The organism is Streptomyces lateritius, from assembly GCF_014649715.1.
In the GTDB taxonomy this organism is placed as follows: domain Bacteria; phylum Actinomycetota; class Actinomycetes; order Streptomycetales; family Streptomycetaceae; genus Streptomyces; species Streptomyces lateritius.
Map to the genome: position 1 here is coordinate 20,416 of NZ_BMTO01000022.1, position 21,227 is coordinate 41,642.

Below are 21,227 nucleotides of genomic sequence, written 5' to 3' on the forward strand. Positions count from 1 at the left end.
GCAGCGTCCTGACGATGACCCGCTCGACGTCCGCATCGGTGATTTTCCGCGGAACACCCGGCCTGGGCTCGTCGGACAGGCCGTCCAGGCCACGTTCCAGGAAGCGCCGTCGCCAGGTGCGGACCGTGTCCGGAGAGACACCCAGGCGGCGGGACACCTCCATGATCGAGTGCCCCTGGGCACACTCCAGCACGATCCGCGACCGCAAGGCCAGCGCCTGAGCTGTCGAGCGACGACGCACCCACCCCTCAAGCACAGCCCGCTGGGCACCGGTCACCGACAACGGCGGAATCTTCGGACCCGGACGACTCATACCGAACCAACGACGAATCTCCGACTCAGGTCACTAGGCTGTTTCGTTCGGATCTTCCGCGGCTTGGCATACTTCCCGCATGGAGATGCAAGCCGAGGAGGCAGCGCGGTGTTGGCTGGCTGATCAGGGCGTCCGCCAAGTGGGCGACGGGTGGGTGAGCGACGAGAAGCCGGACGTGTTGCTCACAGCCAACCAGGTGGCGCAGTCCTGGGCCGGCGATGTGTTCGCCGAAGACCTGGATGCAGCCGACCAGCTGCGGTTGGCCTTCGGGCTGCTGAACCTCCTCGACGACTACTGGGTCACGTGCGAAATCCGGTTCGCGAACGAGAGCGCGGAAGGCCCCCTGCCGGCCGACGTACTGTGGGGCGGCTACCGTCAGCGGCTGGAGGCGGACCGGGACGCCGAGGCCGTCACCTACTCGCTGTGGGTGGACTGGTTCGAGGACCACACCACTTCCGCTATGGCCTTCGCCGAGGTCCTCGGTAACGACATCGACCGAGTGGTGGCCGAGGGATCGGAAACCCTGCTGCGCCGAGCCCGTAGCGTTCTGGAGTGTTCAGGCCCGGTGCGCTGGACGGTGAAGGAGCCGACGTACCGCACCGCCATGCGGCTTCCCGCCCTGCACTCGGCCGTCTTCCGTGGCCTCCTGGCGAGCTTCCACGACGTCTACGGCGACCTGGAACCGGCTGCCGCACTGGCCCTCCTCGACCAGCTGGATCTCCCCACGAACACCCAGCACCTTGCCCAACTGCGCCACGTACTCGCCGCCGGGCACAAGAACCTCTACCGCAGTCCCGGCGCCTGGGAAGATGCGGTTCGCTCCTGCTCCTGAGTCGTGGTCCTGGCAGACCAAAGAAAGATGCCGGCGACGTAGAGTCCGGCCAGGTAGATGGTTGCGGTCTTCTCGTAGCGGGTGGCGATGCCCCACCACTGCTTCAGGCCGCTGTCCCGGCTTTTTGCCCCGCCGGGATCTCTCTGGGTGGGGACGGGCGCTGGGCGGGTGAGAGACGGATGGGTCTCCCCTCTGAGGGGTGCCGGGGTGGGCCACTCGGCTCGGCTGGCTAGACCCGTTCGCCGACCTTTTGGTGCTATTAGGCTTCCGGGCGATGTCTGGATCTCGGATCTAAGGACGTGGGGGCAGGGTGGACGGGAGAGGGCCGCGGCCTGAGGGGGCGGAGGATGCCGGGCAGTTTGTGGCGTTGATGCGGCAGTTACGAATATGGGCGAATCTGAGTTTCCGTGAGCTGGAGCGGCGGGCGGAGTCCGCGGGGGATGTGCTTCCGCGTGCCACGCTGGCCGGCGCATTGAACAGGAGTGACCTTCCCCGGGAGGAGCTGCTGGCGGCATTTGTCCGGGCGTGTGGTGGTGAGCGGTCGGAGGTCGATGCATGGGTTGCTGTCCGTAAGCGTCTGGCGGTGGTGGCCGAGCAGCGCTCCAGTGCCGACGCGTCGGCAGGGCCTGCGGCAGCCGGGTCTTTGGCAGCCCCGCTTCCGTCGGACGGGAGCGACCCGCATAGTCCGACGCGGCCTGCGGCGCAGGACGACTCCTTCGAGGAAGCACGTGATCCTGGGGACGCCGACGCCGACGCCGATGCCGGCGTATCGGCAGGGCCTGGCACTTCTGCTGGCGTGCCGGGTGCGTCCCGCGTAGATTCTTTAGCGCCTGGGGCGGTGTATGCGGCCGCGGCATCGAAGACCAACACGGGTGTGGCCGCTGAGGATCCGGCGGTGCAGGAGGAATCGTCCACGACAGGACCGCGAGCTCACACCGCTGCGGCAGGGCCGGAGAGTGCTGCGGCGCGCCGTTCCGGTTCCGCCGGCCTGCCAGGCAGAGCGCTCGTGGCAGGCGTGGTGGCGGCGCTGCTGTCGGCCGGTGTCACCGGGATCGTTCTGGCGCCCGACGACCATCCCGGCGAGCCGCCCGCGCAACAGACACGCCCGCCTGCCACCGCGACGCTCTCCCCGCCGGCCACGCAAAGTCGGACACCTCACAGCCCCGCCGTCTCGAGCCCCGTGACAGAGCCCGGCGCCACGAACGTTCCCGTCCCGGGTGCCACGCGGCGGCCGCCGCGGTCGGCGCCGCCCTCCAAAAGCACGGCTCGTCCCGGCGAGCCGGGGCCTCGGCCGACTTCGAGGGCACCGGAATCGATCCCCCATGAACCGCCGCCACCCTACGAGCCGCCACCTTACGAGCCGCCGCCGTCCTTCCCGGCATCCTCGCCCCCGCCCGAGGGCGGTGGCGGTGACCCCTTCCCGGAGGAGACCTGCTGGGACGCCAACGACTGCGCCTGACCGGGAGTGCGGGATCCGGTCGAGTGCCGCGAGGCGGCGGTGGGGCAGGCGGATGTGGGGGCGGCCAGCTCTGGGCGCCTCCGTTGCCCACCGGCCGGCGAGCAGTGATCACCTGCAGATGTCGATCGGGGACGGAGTCCTCTCCGCCCCCGCCACAGCAGCATGGTCATGCTCGCACGGGTTCCGGTGACGACGGGCTGATCCAGGGCTGGGGGAGCGGGTGTCTGGAAAGGGTCAGACGGCCCTGTTCTCGTACTGGCTCTTCGCGGGGCCGGTCTTGGCGTCCTTGTGCTGTCCCCGGTCGCTTCGGTCGCCGCGGCTGCTGGTGGTGGTGTCCTTGCTCTTGCCGTTCGACGTCTTGCCGGAGTGCTGCGCCCGGTTGTCGTCCCGGTCCCGCTTGCCCTTGCCGGCGCGGTCCTTGACGGTGTCCTTCGCCTGCTCGGCCCTCAGCTTGCGGGTGCGTTCAGTCACGCAGGTGTCGTAGCCGCCGCATTCGGTGCGGGCTTGGCGGTAGGCGGGGTCGGCGTTGGACTTGCGTGCCTTCCGGGTGGATTCGGCGATGTCCTTGGTGTTCTTGTCCCGCAGGGTGCGGGTGCGTTCGGTCACGCAGGTGTCGTAGCCGCCGCATTCGGTGCGGGCCTGGCGGTAGGCGGGGTCGGCGTTGGACTTGCGTGCCTTCCGGGTGGATTCGGCGATGTCCTTGGTGTTCTTGTCCCGCAGGGTGCGGGTGCGCTCGGTCACGCAGGTGTCGTAGCCGCCGCACTCGGTCCGCGCCTGGCGATAGAGCGGGTCGGCGTTGGACCGGTCGGCCTTCTGCCTCACGGTGTCGAGGGTCTTCTCGACCTTGATCAGCTTGGGTCCGTTCTCCCTCATCTCACCGGGGGTGAACTCCTTTCCCTTGAAGGGCCGGGCGAGCTGCTGGAACGGTCCCTGCGTCTGGTACTCCCGGTGCTCGGCGATCAGCCGAGCCCGCATCTCAGGATCGCTCAGCGCCTTGTCCAGCACCTTCTGGTTCTTACGGCGCAAGTACGCATCGGTTTCCTGTCCGACCAGATCACCCACGGCCTCCGCGGCCACAGAGCCGCGGACCTGGCGCACTTCCCCCGGCGTCCTCACGCTCGGCCCGACAGGCTGCCGCGGTTTCACAGCGGTGATCGTCGGCCCCTTCCGCGGAATCTTCACGTTGGCGGTCGACGGGTCCTTCGTGGTGTTGCTGACCGGCGCCTTCGGCGGAGTCTGCACGTTGGCGGTCGACGGGTTCTTCGTCGTGTTGCTGATCAGCGGCGTCGGCGGAGTCTTCGCGTTGGTGCTTCCCGGCCCCTGCGACGGTGTCTTCGGCTTGGGCTTCACAGGGCGTGTCCCGCCGGTGTCGTCAGGGCCGTCCCCGAACTCCGCGCGCTGCGCCTGGGCCTTCGTGAGCCGCTCGCGCGCGGCATTGATGTTCCGCTGAACCCTGTTCTGCTCGCCCTTATGCTTGACCTTCGCCTTCTTGGTCTCCAGATTCGTGATCTTTTCCTCCAGATTCCGGATCTTGGCCTCGATTTTCCTTATCTCGGCCTTGGTGTCGGGATGCGCTGTCGCCTTGGACTCCCGGAGATTTGCGGCGGCCTCCTTGTTCCAATTCCGCGCCTTCTCTGTCGCCTTGTCTGCCTTCTCCTTCGCTTTGGGAGTCTGGGCCTGCTCGGCGTTCTTCTTCGCCTCATGGACCGCTTCCGAGGACTTCTTCACCTGCTCCCTGGCCCCCTTAGGGGTTTTCATCATGCGCTTCTTGACTTCGTGGTAGTCCTGGTGGAGCCCCGTCAATATGCTGCCGAAACCGGGCTCTTTGCCCTTGTTCATCAGCTTGAGGACGCGTGCGCCGGCGACCTGACCGATCGTCTTCCAGCGAAACCACTTGTCGTGAGTGTCGTGCGCGTCCGGGTTCAGAAATTCGTGCATCTTCCAGTACGCCCAGTCCCAGGGGTTGGGCTTCTTGCCGTCGGAGGAGTCGCCTGCCGCGGGCGGTGGCGGGGCGGTGGCCTCGGCGGCTGTGGTAGGACCGGCCAGCACGAAACTCAGCGCGGCCACGAGAGCCACGAAGGCCAGGCGCCAGGCCGTGGGCCAGCGTCGCTGTGCCCGGGACAGCCACGGAAGGGCAGATGGGTGTTGATGGGTGTGGGACGGAACGCTCATGGAGAATCTCCTTGATCGACTTGTAGGTGATTGCCGGCGGCCAGGGCAGGCCGCGGTAGCGGCGCTGACACGGGAGTCAGGCGCCGGGTGCGGTGCGGGGATGGAAGAAGCGTTGCGGGTTGTCGCGGTGTCCGGCAACGGATTCGGCGTCCGGGACGGTCCGAGCCTGTCCGGCCTGGTCAGCGGCCCTGTCCGGACCCTCCGCGTCTGGCGATGTCGTCACGCACCGTCCCTCGGACGCCCTTCAAGAACGCGCTGAAGCAGCCGGCGGTCGGGACACTCATCGTGCGTCGCACCCGAGAGCGACCTGCCGGCCCTGGGCCGTGTCCGTGAAGTCCCGCCTGGCCCGCGACGCCTGGCACGTACGCTCGCCGTGTTGTCGGGATCACCCGAGTACGCCCGGTACGAGGGCGACCCTCCGCCTTGCGATCGCACGCACCGGACGCCGCGGGCCCTGCCCTGCGGGCAGACGGCACTACTTTCCGGACCTAGCCAGCAGAGCCGCCGGCTCCGGGTGGGCGGCGTCCGGCGTTATGCGGAGCTGGTGCGTCCGGTGTGCCCGGCGCTCGAAGATCGCCAGACTGAGCTCGTTCGCCTCATGAATGAGCAGGAGGAGTCATGGAACCGGCACCCCAGCCGCAGTCGGTCACGACGTCAGCCGAGTTCATCGCGATGCTGCGAAGGCTGCGACGCTGGGCGGGCCTGAGCCTGCGGGATCTGGAACGGCGTGCTGCCGTCCACGGCGGGGCTCTGCCCCGTGTGACCGTCTCCGGGGTCCTCAACCGTACGGAGTTACCCCGCGAGGAGTTCGTCGCCACCTACGTCCGCGCCTGCGGCGGTGACGCGGACAGCGTCGGGATCTGGCTCGCCGCACGCAGGCGCCTGGCCGCCTCCGAACCCCTGCCCGCCCCGCCCACGATCACGGGGTGATCAACGGACGGGCAGACACCAGCGGAGAGCTCTCACAGCGACGGCCCGCTGACCTCGCCCGCCGAAGAGCATGCCACCTCCCTTGTCCCGGACAAGGCGCAGCCTCCCCATGCGGCACACCCCGCGCGGCACAAGCGGCCCCTGCTGATTGCAGGCGCGGCCACAGCCATCGCCGCCCTCACGTTCGGCACGCTGGCGGTGTGGGCGAACGGCGATGACAACAGGGGAAGGCACTCGCCGCCGGCAGCCGGGGCCCGGACGACGACGTCGGCCTCGAAGCCCGGTTCCCCATCACCCTCCTCCCAGAGTCCCTCTCCCCGGCCCCTGCTTGCGCCGGGCACATACCGCCTGCGCACGGCAGACGGCCGATGTGTCGTCGAGCGACGAGAAGAGTCAAAGGAAGTGAAAGCGATCGGCCTCTTCCTGACACCGTGCACCACGAGCCAGAGCGACACCGTGACCATGCAAGCAACGAGCAACGGTTCCTACAGGATCGTCTTCCCCGGAAGACAAGACGAAGATCAGCGATGCCTGCGGGGCTATGACGCATCCATAGAAGACGGAATGGCAGTGGTCATCGACTACTGCGGCACACAAGAGGTGATCGAGGCCGAGCAGTTCCGCCTTGAGAAGACCAACCTCCATGGAGGCGGGTTCCTCCTCAGACCAAACCACCCCCGCTTCGTACCGAAAGACCATAGAAAGGACCTCTGTCTCGGAGCACCGGAAGCAGACCACAAGGAGTGGGCATTCGTCTCGCAACTGCAATGCGTCACCGACTCGCCCCGACAGGTCTTCCGCTTCCTCAAGTAGCTCGACTCCCCGGCACAGCTGCCGCAGTCACCGGGCGCCCGGACTGCACGAAGGGGCAGCATCACCCCGTTGCTGGGCCACGACGGCACAACGACCCACTGGGTGCCGCACCCAGGCGCTTCTCGCCGACACGGCGGAACAGGCCTGAGTCATGGCATCGCCGGAGGGGCCACCACCGCTGACTCCGCAAGGCAACACGAACGCCCCTCATACCCCCGTCCAGAGTGCGGATCGGGGGCATGAGGGGAGGACCGACAGCACTCACCCGAGGGACGCAGCGCCCACTCGACAGAGATAGTCGAAGGCGTTGTCCAGCGCTTCAGTCCCACTGGCCGGATCACCGTTGACGTCCTTCGATCCTCCCGCCCGCGAGAGTCAGAAGCCGCCGCCATACGACGCCCCCGGGGAGGTGGGCCACGAGCCTCCCTGCCACGGGGAAGGGCTCGGCGGAGTGCGTTTCGGGAACGGGGGCGGTGGCGGAAGCGGGTTCGGGCGGCCGTTCTCCTCGGCGATCCGCTCGGCGCGACGGAACAGCTCGCGGTCGTCCTTCCGGGTCAGACCGAAAACGCGCAGGCGGGCACCGTCCGGGTCGAGCGCGTCGTACCGCTCCCACTGCTCGGTGAACCAGCAGAACGAGGCTTCGTCGCCGTCCCAGACCCAGCCGGTCTCCCGTACGATGCTCTGCCCCACCTCCGAGCCCCAGCGTGCCGCATGCCGGCACAGCTCTTCCCGGGCGGGGCCTGCAGGCAGCCCGCACAGGGCGCTGCGGCAGTCGGCTGCGAAGCCGGCCCGGCCGCTGGACTCCGCGGCCCCCTTCAGCAGGGCGCTCACCGTCGGCTCCGGGCCGTGGACGGCCAGATAGTCCGCGATCAGGTCCTCACGCTGTGAGAGGACGGCCAGCAGAGGGCCGGCGCATGCCTCCAACGGGCCGAATTTTGACGGGCCGTGAGGCGGGCGCAGGGGCAGGCGGGGGTTGGCCAGGTGCAGGCGGAGCCGGGGTGAGAGTTCGCCGCCGCTCCACAGCGGCTGCCACTCCCAGCCGGGGGGCAGGGTGTGCAGGGCCGGCAGGTAGAACGTCTTGCAGATGTCGAAGAGCACGACCCTTTCCAGCGCACTCAGCAAGTGCGGTTCGGCGGTCCCGCTCAGGAACGCTCCGGCACGCGCCCGCACTGTGTTGTCCCGGGTCGCGCAAGCCTCCTTGACGAACCAGAAGCTCACCGTCTCCGGGCTCGTCCACCAGTCGGAACGGGGATGGGCGGCGCCCAGGAACGACTCCAGACGGGTCTCGCCCGCCGGTGGGCCGAGGAGGAAGTCCAGGACGCGGACGCCCAGTTCGGCGTTCGCGCCGCCCCGATAGCCTGACCGGTTGATCATGGCGACGAAGGTTGACGCGAGAAGCTCCGGATCACCGCTGACCCGGGGGTCAGCCAGGGTCCGGGCGGCCTGGGCCGCGATGTGCGGGTCGGGTGCGGACCGCAGGATCCGGACCAACTGCTCGACGAGGCCGGAGTCCGACTGGCGGATGGCCTCCGGCCTGCACAGTCGGGCCGCGGCGCGGCGGGCCAGGAACCCGCCCCCGGGCCGTAGAGCCCGCTCCATCAGTACGTCGATTTGATAAGCCGTCAATCGCCGCTCCATGGCCCCATCGTCCGCCCGCCTCCGCCGCAGAGACAAGGGGGCGGCGATCACCGCTGAGCCGCGAAAACCCTCTCCGAGGGGATCCGGAGCCATGCCTCGTCGTGCTCCTTCAGGGATGCCTCGTCGAAGAAGCCGACCTGAGCTGGACGAGCTGCCGGTACTCCCGGACCACCTGGTCGTCGACCTCGTACGCCAGGGCGCCGACCAGCTCGCTCAGGTAGTCGAGGGAGCGCCTCGTTGTGATGCTGAAGGGCTGCGATGGCGGTCGCGGCGCTCCGGCGCGCCCTTCCAGCGGCGGGCCCGGAAGTCATCTGCCAGCGGCTGTCCGCCCGGGGTGTCCACGACGTGGACGACATGCAGCAGCTCCACGTCCGCGGGGGCGATGACCTGCCCCGCTTCTTTCCAGACCTCTCGTCCCATGCACGTGACAGCGGAGTCCTGCTCGCACCAGCCGGCTACGCACTTTAGGGACGACCCGGCCGGGCCGAAGACGGCCATCCAGCAGCCCTCCCCGGCGCCACGGCACGTGCCCATGTGCCTTCGGCGTCCTCGCTCCATGCGGGGTGGTCGGTCTTCAGGATGGTGGTCATCGCGATGCTCCTGGGCTGGGTCGGCGGTCGTTGCGCGACTCGGCATGCCGTTCCTGATCCGGAGGGACACCGACCGGGCCCTCCTGCGCCACAGCGCCGTACCGGAAGGACCGCCAGCGATGGCGGACAGGACCAGCGTGCCGAGTCGGCGTTCGGCGGCCCGGCGTGTGCCGTACTCTGCGCCGGGCGGGCAGCTAACCACCACCCGGCCGGTGCGGTACCGCCCTGAAGGCATGCTCTTGGGAGCGTCTCGCGGGCTGCCGACGGCTGCGGCCTTTCTGCCCGGTCGACGACGCGGACCATGACCAGGCCGTCACCGAGCCCCTGTCGAACGGTCGCGGAAGCGCCCGTCGTCATGGGGCGGATTCGGACACCTCCCGGATGTCGGTTCCATGGCCGAGGCCCTGGGTAGCGGCGGTCGCAGGTCTTGGAGCACGAACGACACACGCGGTTGCGGTCCCCGGTCGGCCGACGCGCGCGAGGGGTGTGGTTCAGGCCAATCGGCATAAGATCTATTGACGATTGATTGACCGTCTCTTTACTTTCGATGCCGATGGTTGATCACCACAAAACCATTTCCTCATGAGAAATGATGCATTCTTGCCACTCCGGGAGGTTTCACCATGGAACAGCTCATCAAGCGCATGACTGAGGAGTCCGTGTGGCGCAAGTGGGTCGCTGTCAACTCCGCCCAGGCCGCGAAGGACGGGTGCATCAGCGCCACGCCCAAGAGCGGCTGCATCAGCGCCGCCCCCAAGAGCGGCTGCATCTCCTGACCCGCTGATGTTCCGCGCTGCCGGCGCGGCTGTCGCCGCGCCGGCAGGTCCCGCTCGCTCCTCCCCGCAGTCGACCCGTCCCGGAGAGCTCCCTTGAACCGCCTGCCGAGCGCCGATGTCCTGGAAAAGGTGCGCGACATCCCGATCTACCGTTCTTCCGTCGAGCTCGGCCACTTCCCGATCCTGGAGAAGCCGGAGATCGCCCGGGGCTTCCCCGACAACTGGATGACCCCGGAGCTGGCCCGCGCACTGGAGGCCGGAGAAGCCGAGTTCGTACTGTCCACCGGTACCAACCACGCTCGCATGCAGCTCATCCGGCCGCCCTACTTCCTGCTCCGCTCCTACTACCGCCTGTGGAGCGAACACCCCGATCTCGGCGCCTCGTGGCACGCGGGCGCCCGGCGGGTCTCACTGACTACCGTCCTCGCCACCGAACACGTGGCGCGGGTGAACGCCCGCAAGCCCGGGGCGACTCCCGGTGAACGCTGGCTCGACGACCGTACGCTGTATCTCAACCTCCGGCTGGACCCTGCCGATTGGGGCCGTGACGAGGTCGAGCGCATGCTCGCCGAGATCCGCAAGGCCGCTACCACCCACTCCGGCGCCGGCTATCTGCTGGACTGCTCCGGTTACCACCTGGCGCACCTGATCCGGAAGGTCTCGGCATGGGGCCTCTGGGACGCGTTTCCCCGCCCGGTCGGCATCGTCCACGCCTATGAGTACACGCCGCTGAACGTCCGCGCCTATCTGCGCGCCCACTTCGACTGCCCGGTGGTCGACCTCTTCGGCAGCACCGAACTCGGCTACCTGTTCTATAGCGATACCGAAGGCGGTTACCAGCCCTACCTGGAGGACATGAGCGTCGAGCTGATCCCGGTGGAACCGGACAGCGGCATCCACAGCCTCATCGTCACCAGCGTCCGCAACCCGTACATGCCGTTGGTCCGCTACCGGTCCGGCGACTGTGTGCGCACCCGCGACGGCAGCGCCGACCCGGAGCGGATCGTCTCCTTCTGCGGGCGGGAGAAGGAACTGCTGCCCACTCCCGGGGGCCCCGTCTCCCAGGCCGACCTGGACGCCCGTATCGCCGGCATCTGCACTCGCGTCTTCCTGTACCAGTTGCACCTGACCGGCGAAGTCGGATCCCATCTGTCGTACGCGACCTTCGACGACGCGCCGCTGTCACCCGGCGAGACGGCCGAGCTGTCGGCGTCCGTCACCGCCTTGACCGGGCGCGCCTGCCAGGTGGAACACCGCACCGGAATCCCCATCGGGCGATCCGGCAAGTACGCCTGGCTGACCAGGTCCGACCCGTCCTGACCCCGTCCGTGCCGGCCCTGCCTGTGCGCGGGGCGTCCGACGCGCCCGGCGACGGCTTCCCGACAGGAGTCCCATGCCCACATCCGCAGCACCCGCCGCCCCCTTGGGCACCCCCGCCCAAGAAGTGCCCGACGTCGAGACATTGCTCGGCCCGGCTCTGCACGAGGAGGTGGTGCGGCACTTCACGGCCAAGCCCGACGCTCCGTCCGCGTCCGTCGTACGGCACCAGGTCCGCGAGTGCCTGCGCTACCTCTATCTCCTCTCCCGCCACCCCGACCGGCTCGGCGGTCTCTTTCTCCCCGTCGAGCAGGACATCGACGAGATATGGCACTACCTGATCCTGCAGACGCGTGAGTACCGCGACCTGTGCGAGCACCGGCTGCCCGGCGGTCACTTCATCCACCACCGGAGCATCTCCTACGACGCCTACCAGGAAGCCCCCGGACGGGAAACCGCCGTCGAGGAGGCCCTGCGCTGGATTCCCCTCTACACGGTCGCGTTCGGCCCCTTCGACGCCGACGCCCTGCCGCACTGGACGATCGTGCGTTTCCTGCACGACGAACTCGGCATGTCCTTGGAGGAGATAGCCGCCCTGGCCGACGACGCACGGACGCCCGACGGCACCGCGGCCCCGGTGGGGACCCACGCGTGACCCAGACGGCCCCGCCGACCCCTGTGCCGGACCTGTCCCGGGAACGGCGCCGCGCTCTGACGGTGCTCGTCGCCTCGCAGATCCTCGGCGGTGCCGGTATGGCGGCCGGCATCACGGTCGGCGCGCTGCTCGCGCAGGACCTGCTCGGCTCGACCAGCCTGGCCGGACTGCCGGCCGCGCTGTTCGCCGTCGGAGCGGCCCTCGGAGCGGCCGTCCTCGGGCGTGTCTGTCAGCGCTTCGGGCGCCGCCTGGGGCTGCTGCTCGGCAATGGAGTGGCCGCGCTGGGCAGCGCGGGCGTGGTCGCCGGAGCGGCGGCGCGCTGGCCCGTCCTGCTCCTGGCCGCACTCTTCGTGTACGGGGCGGGTACGGTCACAGGGCTGCTCGCGCGTTACGCGGGAGCCGACCTCGCCCCGCCCGAGGGACGCGGCCGGGCCGCCGGAACCGTGTTGTTCGCCCTGACACTGGGCGCGGTCGCGGGCCCGAACCTGATCGGCCCCACCGGCACCCTCGCCCACGCCTGGGGCGTTCCGCGGCTGGCGGGGCCCTTTCTGCTGGCGGCGGCGGCCTACACGGCAGCAGCCCTGGTGCTGCTGCCGTGGCTGCGCCCGGACCCGCTGGGCCCGGCCCAGCCCCAGCAACCCGGCAGTACTGTGGCCGAGCCCGGCGCTGGACCCCACGGTTCCGTACGCAGTACCCCTGGTGTCGTCGTCGGCGCCACCGTGATGATCACTGCCCAGCTGGTGATGATCGCTGTGATGACCATGACGCCCGTCCACATGACCGGCCACGGCCATGCGACGCAGGCGGTGGGTCTGGTCATCGCCCTGCACGTGGGCGCGATGTTCCTGCCGTCACCCCTGAGCGGTCTGCTGGCCGACCGGATCGGCGGGCGGCGGGTCGCCGCCACGGCCGGCGTCGTCCTGCTGGGCGCCGGCCTGTCCGCGGGCCTTGCCCCACCGGCCTCCGTCACGCTGCTGGCCTGCGCGCTCGTACTACTCGGCGTCGGCTGGAACCTGGCCCTGCTCGGCGGCACGGCCCTGATCACGGACGCCACCTCCGCCGAGAACCGCGCCGCGGTACAGGGCCTGGCGGACGTGGGGATGTCCGCGGCGGGCGCGACGGGCGGCATGGTCTCGGGCCTGGTGGCCGGCGGCAGCGGCTACCCGGTCCTGACGATGGCGGCGGGCGCCCTCGCCCTCGCGGTGATTCCGGCGGTGGCGCTGAGCAGGAGAGGCCGAAGCCCGTGAGAAGGGCCGGAACCACGCAGCGGCGCGGCCCGGCCATCCGTCACGGCGAGACCACCACCGTCCACGCCGCCTCCTTCGCACCGCAGGCCAGGCCTCTCCACCTGGTCCGCGAGGTGACGCGGAAGAACAAGGAGAACCCCGATGGTTACCACCACCCCCGGCCCGCCCTCCGCCCCTCGCTCGGTCGATGCCGTCGTCGTCGGGGCCGGACTCTCCGGTCTCTACCAGCTACACCGGCTGCGTGAGCTCGGCCTGACGGCGGTGGTCTTCGAGGCCGGTGACGACATCGGCGGAACCTGGTACTGGAACCGGTACCCCGGGGCCCGCTGCGACATAGAGAGCATGTCCTACTCCTACTCCTTCTCCCCGGAGCTGGACCAGGAGTGGGAATGGAGCGAACGGTACGCCCCCCAACCGGAGATCCTGCGGTACATCCACCACGTGGCGGACCGGTTCGACCTGCGCGGGGACGTCGTACTGGGCACCCGGGTCACCCGCGCCGTGTACGACGAGGACAGACACTTCTGGCGGGTCTCCACGAACACCGCACGGGTTGTCACCGCCCGGTTTGTCATCCTGGCGACGGGCTGCATGTCGGCCCCCAAAGCCCCGGAGATACCGGGCGCCGACAGTTTCACGGGCCAGATCCACCACACCGCCCAGTGGCCGCACGAGGGCGTCTCCTTCACCGGCCGGCGGGTCGCCGTGATCGGCACCGGGTGCTCCGGTGTCCAGGCCATCCCCATTATCGCCGCCGAGGCGGCCGCCCTCACCGTCTTCCAGCGCACCCCGGCCTACGTGCTCCCGGCCCACAATCGCCCGCTGCGTACCGTGGAGGTCGAGGAACTCAAGGCCCACTACCCGCAGTTCAGGCAAGCCCAGCGGTCGTCCAGGGGAGGAACCGTCTTCGAGCCACCGACCCGGTCGGCCCTGGAGGCGGACGAGGCGGAGCGCATGGCGTCCTACGAGGCAGCCTGGGACTCAGGCCTGCTGAACGGACTGCTGCGCACCTACACCGACATCCTGACCGACGAGACGGCCAACGAGACCGCGGCCGAATTCATCCGGTCCAAGATCCGGTCGATCGTCACCGATCCGGCGACAGCCGAACTGCTCTCCCCGCGCACGTTCCCCTTCGCGACCAAGCGGCCGTGCCTGGGCACCGGCTATTACGCCACCTACAACCTGCCGCACGTGACGCTGGTGGACCTCCGTATGACACCGATCGAGACCATCACACCCCGGGGCATCCGGACCTCGGAAGGGGAGCACATTGTCGACACGATCGTCCTCGCCACCGGCTTCGACGCCCTGACCGGCTCCCAGCTCGCCATCGACATCGTGGGCAAGGGCGGGGTGAGCCTCCGTACGAAGTGGGCGGACGGCCCCCGGAACTATCTGGGACTCGTCTCGTCCGGCTTCCCCAACCTCTTCACCGTCCTGGGACCGCTCAGCCCGTCCGTGCTCACCAACATCGCGGTGTCCCTGGAACAGCAGGTCGAGTGGATCACCGACTGCATCGCCCACCTTCGGGAGCGTGGGCTCACGGAGATCGACGCTACCCCGAGAGCCGAGGCGGAGTGGGGCACGCGGGTGGCAGAGCTCGCCGCCCGAACGCTCTACCCGGCGGTGGACTCCTGGGACACAGGAGCGAACGTTCCGGGCAAACCCCGAGTGTTCCTGGCCTATGCCGGCGGACTGGACCGGTACCAGGAGGAGTGCGACGCCGTGAGCCGGGGCGGCTATACCGGCTTCGTCCTCTCCGCCTCACCCTCCTGAGCGCGGGTGGGTGCGGCGCCGACCCAGTTGCGTGACGGGCCTCACCGGGTTCCGCCGGGCGCGGGCCGCCGGAACGGGGAACACCGTGGCTCTGGTCGGGGCCGGCCGCGCGGTTCCCGGTGACCGTCGTCGCTGGTCCGGGGGCCGGATCCTGCTGACTCAACCGGTGGGAGACACGCTGACGGCAGGTCGGCACTCCACGGAACGCTTCTCCGGCTGAGACTGCGAGGGCGGTGACGCAAGGCGGCGGAGTGCCGGGTGCGGGTGCCGACCCGATCCGGCTGTGCGGGCCCGCCGAGTCGCGGGAGTGCCACGCACTCCCGCGGGCACGCGCGGGTGCAACGCGCCCGGCCGCGAGTCGCACACGGTCGGGTCCGCGAAAGAGGGACGCGGCCCGCGAACCCGCCGTCCAGGCCATCGGCCGGCCCCGAGGCGGGCCGACAACCCACTCCACCTCGTTACCGACCACGTGCCTTCGTGCTGACGGCCGGACAGGCCGCAACCGCGCCCCTCTCGTGAAGCGCTCGCCGTACAGCGACGGCTCCCACTCCGCTCAGCCCCTGGGACCCCCGTTGTACACGGGAGGTGTCCCGCCTGCGGCCTTCTGCAACTCGCTTTGGGTCGCGGTGACCCCCACGGCTGCCGGGACCACGTCAGTTTCGGTGACCTTCACGGGTTCCGTACCGGCCTCGCTGTGCCGCTCGGCCCAGTTCTCCAGCGCCGTGCGGCAGGCGTGGTCCAAGTGGTGCAGCCCGGTGAGGTCCAGCTCGATCGGACGGTCTTGCGGCAGGGCCTCCAGGCTGTCGAGGATCTTCGGCAGCCGCAGGAAGGTCGCGTTGCCCGACAGGTACACCTGAACGGGACCGGCGCCCTTGTCGATGACCTCCAGCTTGGTGTGCGAGGCGTCCCAGGCGGTTTTGACCACGGACAGCGCCAGTCCGATCAGCACGCCCTCGAACATGTTCACCGCGACGATGGAGACGGCCGTGACCGCCAGGATCAGAGCCTCGCCCCGGTGGGAACGCCACAGCGCCGCGGTCTGGCGGAAGGGGATCAGCTTCCAGCCCGCGTGGATCAGGATGCCGGCCAGCGCGGGAATCGGTATCAGCGCCAGGGCGGACGGCAGCGCGGCGGCGAACAGCAGGAGCCATACGCCGTGCAGCACCCGGGATGCCTTGGTCTTCGCACCCGCCGCGACGTTGGCGGAGCTGCGCACGATCACGGCGGTCATCGGCAGCGCGCCGAGGGCACCGCAGATCGTGTTGCCCGCGCCTTGGGCGATCATCTCCTTGTCGTACTGGGTGCGCGGGCCGTCGTGCAGCCGGTCCACCGCGGCGGCGCTGAACAGGCTCTCCGCGGAGGCGATCAGGGCGAAGGCGACGATGGTGCCCCAGATGGCCGGGGAAGCCAGCTCGCCGAAGGCCCCGGAGCCAGGCGGCTGGATCACGCCGAGCAGCCCCTCCACTTCGACCGTGGCGACCGGCAGCCCGAAGACGAGCGCGGTCACCGTGGCCAACAGCACCGCCGCGAGGGCGCCGGGCACAGCCTGCGCTGCCTTCGGCATCCTCTTCCACAGCACGATGACGGCGATGGTTCCCGTACCGATCACGAGCGAGGTGAGGGCCGCGGTGCTGCTCAGGGCGTCGGTGACCGCTCCTGGCAGCCCTGCGATCTTGCCAAGGCCGGTGTCGGGCGCCTTCAGGCCGGCCGCCACGTAGATCTGACCGGCGATGATCACCAGGCCGATGCCGCAGAGCATGCCCTCGACGACGGAGACGGATATCGCGCGGAACCAACGGCCCACCTTTGAAAAGCCCATGGCGAGCTGGAGCAGTCCGGCGACCAGCACGATGACGCCGAGCGCGGACACCCCGAACTCGCTGACGGCCTCGAAGACCAGCACGGTCAGGCCGGCGGCGGGCCCGGACACCTGGAGGCTGCTGCCGGGCATGAGCCCGGTGATGATGCCCCCCACGATACCGGTGACCAGGCCCAGTTCGGCCGGGACCCCGGAGGCGACCGCCACACCGACGCACAGCGGCACGGCGACCAGGAAGACGACGAGGGAGGCGGTGAAGTCCTGCCGCCAGTAGGGGAACTTCGACAGTACGTTCATGGCGGTCACCGGTCCCCTCAGAGCCTCTCGAAAGTGTCGGACCCCGCCTGGTGCGCGTGCACGGTTCCGGTGTGCACCTCGTAGTACCAGGCGTGCAGTCCCAGCCGGCCGTCCGCCAAGCGCTTGTCGACGCACGGGTACGAGCGCAGCCGCAGCACCTGGGTCAGGACGTGGTTCTGCACCGCCTCGGCCACCGTCGGGTCGCCGCTGTCGGCGCACCGGGGTTCGTCGGCGGCGTACGTGAGCCACTCGCGCACAGCCGGTACGGGGGTCAGGTCATCACCGCGCACCAGCGCGCCCACCGCCCCGCAGTGGGAGTGGCCGCAGACCACGATGTCCCCCACCCCCAGCACCTCCACCGCGTACTCGATGGTGGCCGCCTCGCTGGTGGGGTGCGCGGAGGCGTACAGCGGGACGATGTTGCCCGCGGTCCGCAGCTCGAACAGCTCGCCGGGCCGGGCACCTGTGATCAGAGCCGGAACGACCCGGGAATCGGAGCAGGTGATGAACAGGACGTCGGGGGACTGCCCTTCGGCGAGGCGGGCGAACTCCTCAGGGCGCTGTCCGAACGTGCGGGCATTGTCGATGAGGGACTGCATGGTGTGGTAACTCCTCCTGGCGCGCAGTGGGGGCGCGTCGGGCCTGCATGACAGGGACGGGGCGGATTCTCTGTTGCTCAGCAGCGGAAGACCTGGAGCGCCGCCGGGGTGCGGGCCGGCGGCGGTCTCGGAGCGCGGTGGTGGCGGCGCCGGACCGGCCTGTTTCCTGTATCACCGACAGGCTCGGTGTCAGCGGCGGACCGGCGGGCGCTCCCGGGACGGCGTCCGCGATGCGGAGCCGGTCGCGGGTGCGCCGGAGGCCCGCCGAGGCCGTGGGAACGGCCGATGGCGCGGCAGAGGGCGACCTCGTCGCGCAGCACCTTCCCGGTAGAGCATGTTCCGGGGCGTCACGCCTTCGCGGCAGGATCACTTTCGGCCTGACTCCGGGCCTTTGGAGAGCGGACGGTGTGCGCGGATGCGAAGGACGCGAGGCGTGCGAAGAACCGGAGGCGAACGGGGCGGACGTCAGGTCCCCGGTCGTCGCCCGGGGCGTCATAGCACGGAACATGCGCCCCCCTGCCGGTAGTTCGCACCCATAGCGCGTGTCAACATCTGGTCAAACGCTGGTCAAGAAATACTTTACCCGGCAAAGTCGTTTGCAGGGTTAACTCAACGCTCTGAGGGTTAAGAGAGCCTGAAAACCGCAGATGGTTGGCGCGAATCGGCCCTTGGCGGACACGGTCGGACCGGGCGGCCGCGGTTGGACGCGGTCTGTCGGGCCTGGACACGGGTGCGGGCGCAGACGCCCGCACGGCGTGCCGACGATTCAGTGGACGTCGCGGGGGCAGGGCGGTGAGATGGGTGGGACTTCGTGTGGAAGCCGCCGCCCACCTTCTCTGCGCCGAACAAGCGACCTTGGGCCAAGAAGCTGGAGCTACGCAAGCAGTGGCGGCGGCTCCGGGACGCCGGACGGTGCCGCTTGGCCGCCGGGCAGTCGCGCCGTCCCGGTCTGGGCAGAACCGGATCGGTAACGCGGCCGCGCGCCGTGACGCGCGTGCTTTGTCCCGGGTGTGGCACTCAGGTGCCTGGTTGTGGTGACGATGCCGGGGCATCGTCCACTCAGTGGAGCCCACCCGATGGGCTCCACTGAGTTAATGCCACTCTGGTGCGCACCGTGACGATGGACGCCCCTCTGGTGCGCACCGCGATGTCCGGCACCGAGCCCGGTGCGCACCACCCGGCGATGGGCAGCACTCTCGTACGCATCTGGTGCGCCGCACCCGATGTTCCGCACCGCACCGGTGCGGGCACCGCCGACCGACCCCTTGACCAGGTTCGCCCTAGCTCGCGCCATTGTCACCCCCGAGCGCGGCGGACCTTGTCACCGCGCTCGGGAACGGCTACACCCAGTACGCCGACCTGAAGATGCGCGCCCCGGACGCGGGTGTGCCCGCGATGCTCCTCGAGGTCGACCGGGTCAATGAGAGCGTCGACGTCCTGGTGGCCAAGCTGCGCGAGGTGGTGGTCGCCGAGCGGCCGGCCGGCTCCTTCAGCCGTCAGCTGTTCCTCGGCGAGACCCTGGACACCGACCGCATCGACGCCTCCTACGACGCCGGTGTCCCGCGCCTGAGCATTCCGGTCGCCGAGCAGGCTAAGCCCCGCAAGATCTCCATCACCGGTGGCGAACGCCACAAGCAGCTCAGCAGCTGACAACCACAGCCAGCCCCAGCCCGCCGACGCTACGCCCGGGCCTGGGGCTGGCTGCCTGAGGCCTGAGCGCCCGCTTCCGCATCGCCAAGGTCAGGGAGCCTATGACGAGCGGCATCGTGGATAAGAACGGATGCGAGGTCCCGGCTTAGACTGCGGATCTCCATGCTCGCCGCGATGACGGAGGAAAAGCTCGGGTGATCCCGGGCAGGGCTGCGACCGTCCGGCCGTCCGGACGGGCGCAGCCCTGCACAGGCCCACGACCACCACCGGCCAGGTAGAAGGTCACGTGCCCCTCCTGCCTTCCTCCCTCACCGACCCTTTATGGGAGCAGTTTCAAGCGGATCCCACGCCGCCAGGTAATTCATCCGCTGGGCTGTCATCGGCCCCGCCTCCCGGAAGGGCCGTGCCCGACAAGGTTCTGGCCCGGCTCGTGCTGGGCGGCACCCACCAGCAGCACGCCGACCACCAGGTCTCCGCGACCACGCTGCGGTCCCGGCGGGACGAGCGGATCGCTGCAGGAGTCTTCGAAGCCCCGCACCAGGCCGCGCTGGATGCTTATGACCAGATCATCGGCCTGGGCCTGAAAAACCTCGCTGCGGATGAGTGCATCGTAAAAACCCCCAGCGGCGGGGAGAACACCGGCCTTCGCCCGTGGATCGGAGAAACAGAGATCAAACGGTCGTTGCTGGTCGAAGGCGGCGGGCTCCCAATCGGGTTCGCGCGCCAGCGCCAACCGGCACGACTCGCCGCTGTTACGCCCCACCTTGGAGGCCCTTGGGCGCTTCGGCTTCCATCTGCCCGACCGGATCACGGTGCACTTGGACTCGGGGGCGACTCGCACGTGACCCACAAACTGCTGACCTACCTGGGCTACGGATGGCAAATCCCAAAGGGCACGTTCCTACCGATCAACCACAGCCACCGATGCGTTGTCGAACGGAGAACTCCTGGCACACACGGGGCTGCTTCAAGTCACTGGCAATCGTCACTGACCGGCGTGCGGTGGTGCAGGGCGCGTGGGTAGCGCTCGCCAGCGCGGCCATCGCGGATCCGGCACGCCCTGGCAGCACCTCCCGACGAGGGGCTCGGACGATCCCGGGGCGGTCTCACTTGCAAGATTCATCTCGCCGGAGAGGGCGGGCGCCGTCCGCTGGCCCTGCTGATCACCCCGGGCCCAGTGGGGCGATGCCCCACAGCTCAAGCGACGCGGCGGTCGGCCCACCGGCTTCGACAAGACGATCTACAAGTGAAGGAATGAATCGAACGGACGATCAGCGCCCTCAAGAACTTCCGGACCGTGGCCCCGAGGTTCGACAAGTGCGCCTATGTCTTCCACGGCACCGTGACTGTCGTAGCGATCCGGCTCTGGCTTCGGGAGTAGATCCATTATCCCCGTGCCGGGAGGTGCCTGTCACCGTTCTCCGGAATGATCTTTACGCCTGATTTGCGCCTTTAGGGTTGCGGTCACCAGGCACAACGAAATGATTTAACCGAGGAGTTGAGAGTGGCGCACGACGTTGCCGCGCTGGCCGTGGAGCTCACAGACATGGCTGCGGCCGATCACCAGTCCGCAGTCCGCGCGCACAGCGATGACCCTGCTGAGCAGCTGGCCTGGCGGCGGCTGACCGCCCGGCACGGTGACCGGCTGGGCGAGATCATGGACGAATACGGCTGGCCGACGGCGCAACTGGTCGGTGAGGAGGCCGCACGTGCAGCATGGCTGATCGCCCAGCACGCCGACCGACAGCTCGATGTTCAGCGGCGCGCCCTCCATCTGATGCAGCAGGCGGTGTCGGCAGGCTCGGCCAGCCCGCGCGAGCTGGCCTTCCTGCGCGACCGCACGCTGGTCAATGAGGGCCGCCAGCAGGTCTACGGAACTCAAATCGCCGGCGTGAAGGACGGGGCACCGATTCCGTGGCCCTGTGAAGAGCCCGAGCGCATGAACGAACTCCGTGCAGAAGTCGGCATCGAGCCCTTCGACGAGTACGTTGCCAAGTTTTCCCTGGCCTGATGCGCTGCTCCCAGTCGCGTGCCATCGGCTCGGCCGCGTACGGACCGCCGACGTGTGAAAGCCGCTCCTGATGTTGCTGGCCGCGCTGGTCACCGCAGGACACCGTCCGTGCGGCGCAGGAAGAGCCAGAGCTCCTTGCTGCCGTGGTCGGCGAGGGTCGGCACGTGGACCCTGCAGCCCAAGCGTGCGACAGAGTCGCGCTCCTGGCCTGATGGAACCCGCGCGAGCCGGAAGGGAGAGGGCAATGCACCCCCGCGTTGCAGCTCCGCGTGGACACAAAGTCGTCCGAACAGTCGGCCCGGCCGACAGCTCGAGAGCCCGGGGCTTGAG

General features: G+C 69.2%; 16 protein-coding genes and 1 pseudogene. 11 read left to right on the plus strand and 6 right to left on the minus strand.

The window, feature by feature from the left end:
- Positions 1-277, minus strand: a 277-nt coding sequence (locus IE136_RS32535; protein ID WP_229819403.1) for a helix-turn-helix domain-containing protein, incomplete at its 3' end; no start/stop codon positions are given.
- 115 nt (positions 278-392) lie between these two features.
- Between IE136_RS32535 and IE136_RS32540 the strand changes: the two genes are divergently transcribed.
- A complete protein-coding gene (locus tag IE136_RS32540; RefSeq protein WP_189602189.1) occupies positions 393-1,145 on the plus strand; it encodes a hypothetical protein in 753 nt (250 codons plus the stop codon).
- A 1,693-nt stretch (positions 1,146-2,838) separates the two neighbouring features.
- Here IE136_RS32540 and IE136_RS32545 read toward each other — a convergent pair.
- Positions 2,839-4,776: a hypothetical protein gene (locus IE136_RS32545; protein ID WP_189602191.1), complete on the minus strand. Its 1,938-nt coding sequence runs from the start codon at positions 4,774-4,776 to the stop codon at positions 2,839-2,841.
- A 618-nt stretch (positions 4,777-5,394) separates the two neighbouring features.
- On the opposite strand from IE136_RS32545, the gene IE136_RS32550 reads away from it, so the two are divergent.
- Positions 5,395-5,706: a helix-turn-helix domain-containing protein gene (locus tag IE136_RS32550; protein WP_189602193.1), complete on the plus strand. Its 312-nt coding sequence runs from the start codon at positions 5,395-5,397 to the stop codon at positions 5,704-5,706.
- A gap of 402 nt (positions 5,707-6,108) precedes the next feature.
- On the plus strand, positions 6,109-6,519 hold the full coding sequence (locus tag IE136_RS32555) for an RICIN domain-containing protein (RefSeq protein WP_189602195.1): 411 nt from the start codon (positions 6,109-6,111) through the stop codon (positions 6,517-6,519).
- A gap of 375 nt (positions 6,520-6,894) precedes the next feature.
- Here IE136_RS32555 and IE136_RS32560 read toward each other — a convergent pair whose 3' ends face one another.
- Positions 6,895-8,145, minus strand: coding sequence for a hypothetical protein (locus IE136_RS32560; RefSeq protein WP_189602197.1), 1,251 nt, complete (start codon positions 8,143-8,145; stop codon positions 6,895-6,897).
- A 1,225-nt stretch (positions 8,146-9,370) separates the two neighbouring features.
- Between IE136_RS32560 and IE136_RS32565 the strand changes: the two genes are divergently transcribed.
- The 5 genes from IE136_RS32565 to IE136_RS32585 all read left to right on the plus strand — a co-directional run bounded on the left by IE136_RS32565 (position 9,371) and on the right by IE136_RS32585 (position 14,521).
- Positions 9,371-9,523, plus strand: a complete 153-nt coding sequence (locus IE136_RS32565; RefSeq protein ID WP_176710352.1) for a hypothetical protein — start codon at positions 9,371-9,373, stop codon at positions 9,521-9,523.
- Positions 9,524-9,616: 93 nt separating this feature from the next.
- A complete protein-coding gene (locus tag IE136_RS32570) occupies positions 9,617-10,843 on the plus strand; it encodes a phenylacetate--CoA ligase family protein (protein ID WP_189602199.1) in 1,227 nt (408 codons plus the stop codon).
- A 73-nt stretch (positions 10,844-10,916) separates the two neighbouring features.
- Complete coding sequence (locus tag IE136_RS32575; protein WP_189602201.1) at positions 10,917-11,495, plus strand: glycine-rich domain-containing protein; 579 nt, start codon at positions 10,917-10,919, stop codon at positions 11,493-11,495.
- Entirely contained in the window at positions 11,492-12,742 is a 1,251-nt protein-coding gene (locus tag IE136_RS32580) for an MFS transporter (RefSeq protein WP_229819393.1), read from the plus strand. Before IE136_RS32575 ends, IE136_RS32580 begins: the two co-directional genes overlap by 4 nt.
- Positions 12,743-12,883: 141 nt before the next feature.
- A complete protein-coding gene (locus IE136_RS32585; RefSeq protein WP_189602203.1) occupies positions 12,884-14,521 on the plus strand; it encodes a flavin-containing monooxygenase in 1,638 nt (545 codons plus the stop codon).
- 553 nt (positions 14,522-15,074) lie between these two features.
- On the opposite strand, the gene IE136_RS32590 is transcribed toward IE136_RS32585, so the two are convergent.
- Positions 15,075-16,637, minus strand: coding sequence for a SulP family inorganic anion transporter (locus IE136_RS32590; protein WP_189602205.1), 1,563 nt, complete (start codon positions 16,635-16,637; stop codon positions 15,075-15,077).
- A 17-nt stretch (positions 16,638-16,654) separates the two neighbouring features.
- Positions 16,655-17,236, minus strand: a complete 582-nt coding sequence (locus IE136_RS32595; protein WP_189602207.1) for a carbonic anhydrase — start codon at positions 17,234-17,236, stop codon at positions 16,655-16,657.
- A gap of 1,293 nt (positions 17,237-18,529) precedes the next feature.
- Between IE136_RS32595 and IE136_RS36630 the strand changes: the two genes are divergently transcribed.
- The gene (locus IE136_RS36630; RefSeq protein ID WP_308432507.1) at positions 18,530-18,886 is read left to right on the plus strand and encodes an Hsp20/alpha crystallin family protein; all 357 of its coding nucleotides are present in this window, start codon (positions 18,530-18,532) and stop codon (positions 18,884-18,886) included.
- Positions 18,887-19,262: 376 nt separating this feature from the next.
- Here the strand turns inward: IE136_RS36630 and IE136_RS32605 are convergent, their stop codons facing one another.
- Positions 19,263-19,649, minus strand: a complete 387-nt coding sequence (locus tag IE136_RS32605) for a hypothetical protein (protein WP_189602209.1) — start codon at positions 19,647-19,649, stop codon at positions 19,263-19,265.
- Positions 19,650-19,970: 321 nt separating this feature from the next.
- On the opposite strand from IE136_RS32605, the pseudogene IE136_RS36900 reads away from it, so the two are divergent.
- Both IE136_RS36900 and IE136_RS32615 read left to right on the plus strand, forming a co-directional pair.
- Positions 19,971-20,078: pseudogene (locus tag IE136_RS36900) on the plus strand (IS5/IS1182 family transposase); the annotation flags it as partial.
- Positions 20,079-20,390: 312 nt separating this feature from the next.
- Positions 20,391-20,897: a DUF6624 domain-containing protein gene (locus IE136_RS32615; protein ID WP_189602211.1), complete on the plus strand. Its 507-nt coding sequence runs from the start codon at positions 20,391-20,393 to the stop codon at positions 20,895-20,897.
- Positions 20,898-21,227 lie beyond the last annotated feature (330 nt).

What these genes read in the sequence shown, in the direction of transcription:
- IE136_RS32545 (WP_189602191.1), bottom strand. Translation starts at nt 4,776, where the DNA reads ATGAGCGTTCCGTCCCACACCCATCAACACCCATCTGCCCTTCCGTGG.
- IE136_RS32595 (WP_189602207.1), bottom strand. Translation starts at nt 17,236, where the DNA reads ATGCAGTCCCTCATCGACAATGCCCGCACGTTCGGACAGCGCCCTGAG.
- IE136_RS32540 (WP_189602189.1), top strand. Translation starts at nt 393, where the DNA reads ATGGAGATGCAAGCCGAGGAGGCAGCGCGGTGTTGGCTGGCTGATCAG.
- IE136_RS32565 (WP_176710352.1), top strand. Translation starts at nt 9,371, where the DNA reads ATGGAACAGCTCATCAAGCGCATGACTGAGGAGTCCGTGTGGCGCAAG.
- IE136_RS32590 (WP_189602205.1), bottom strand. Translation starts at nt 16,637, where the DNA reads ATGAACGTACTGTCGAAGTTCCCCTACTGGCGGCAGGACTTCACCGCC.
- IE136_RS32550 (WP_189602193.1), top strand. Translation starts at nt 5,395, where the DNA reads ATGGAACCGGCACCCCAGCCGCAGTCGGTCACGACGTCAGCCGAGTTC.
- IE136_RS32585 (WP_189602203.1), top strand. Translation starts at nt 12,884, where the DNA reads ATGGTTACCACCACCCCCGGCCCGCCCTCCGCCCCTCGCTCGGTCGAT.
- IE136_RS32575 (WP_189602201.1), top strand. Translation starts at nt 10,917, where the DNA reads ATGCCCACATCCGCAGCACCCGCCGCCCCCTTGGGCACCCCCGCCCAA.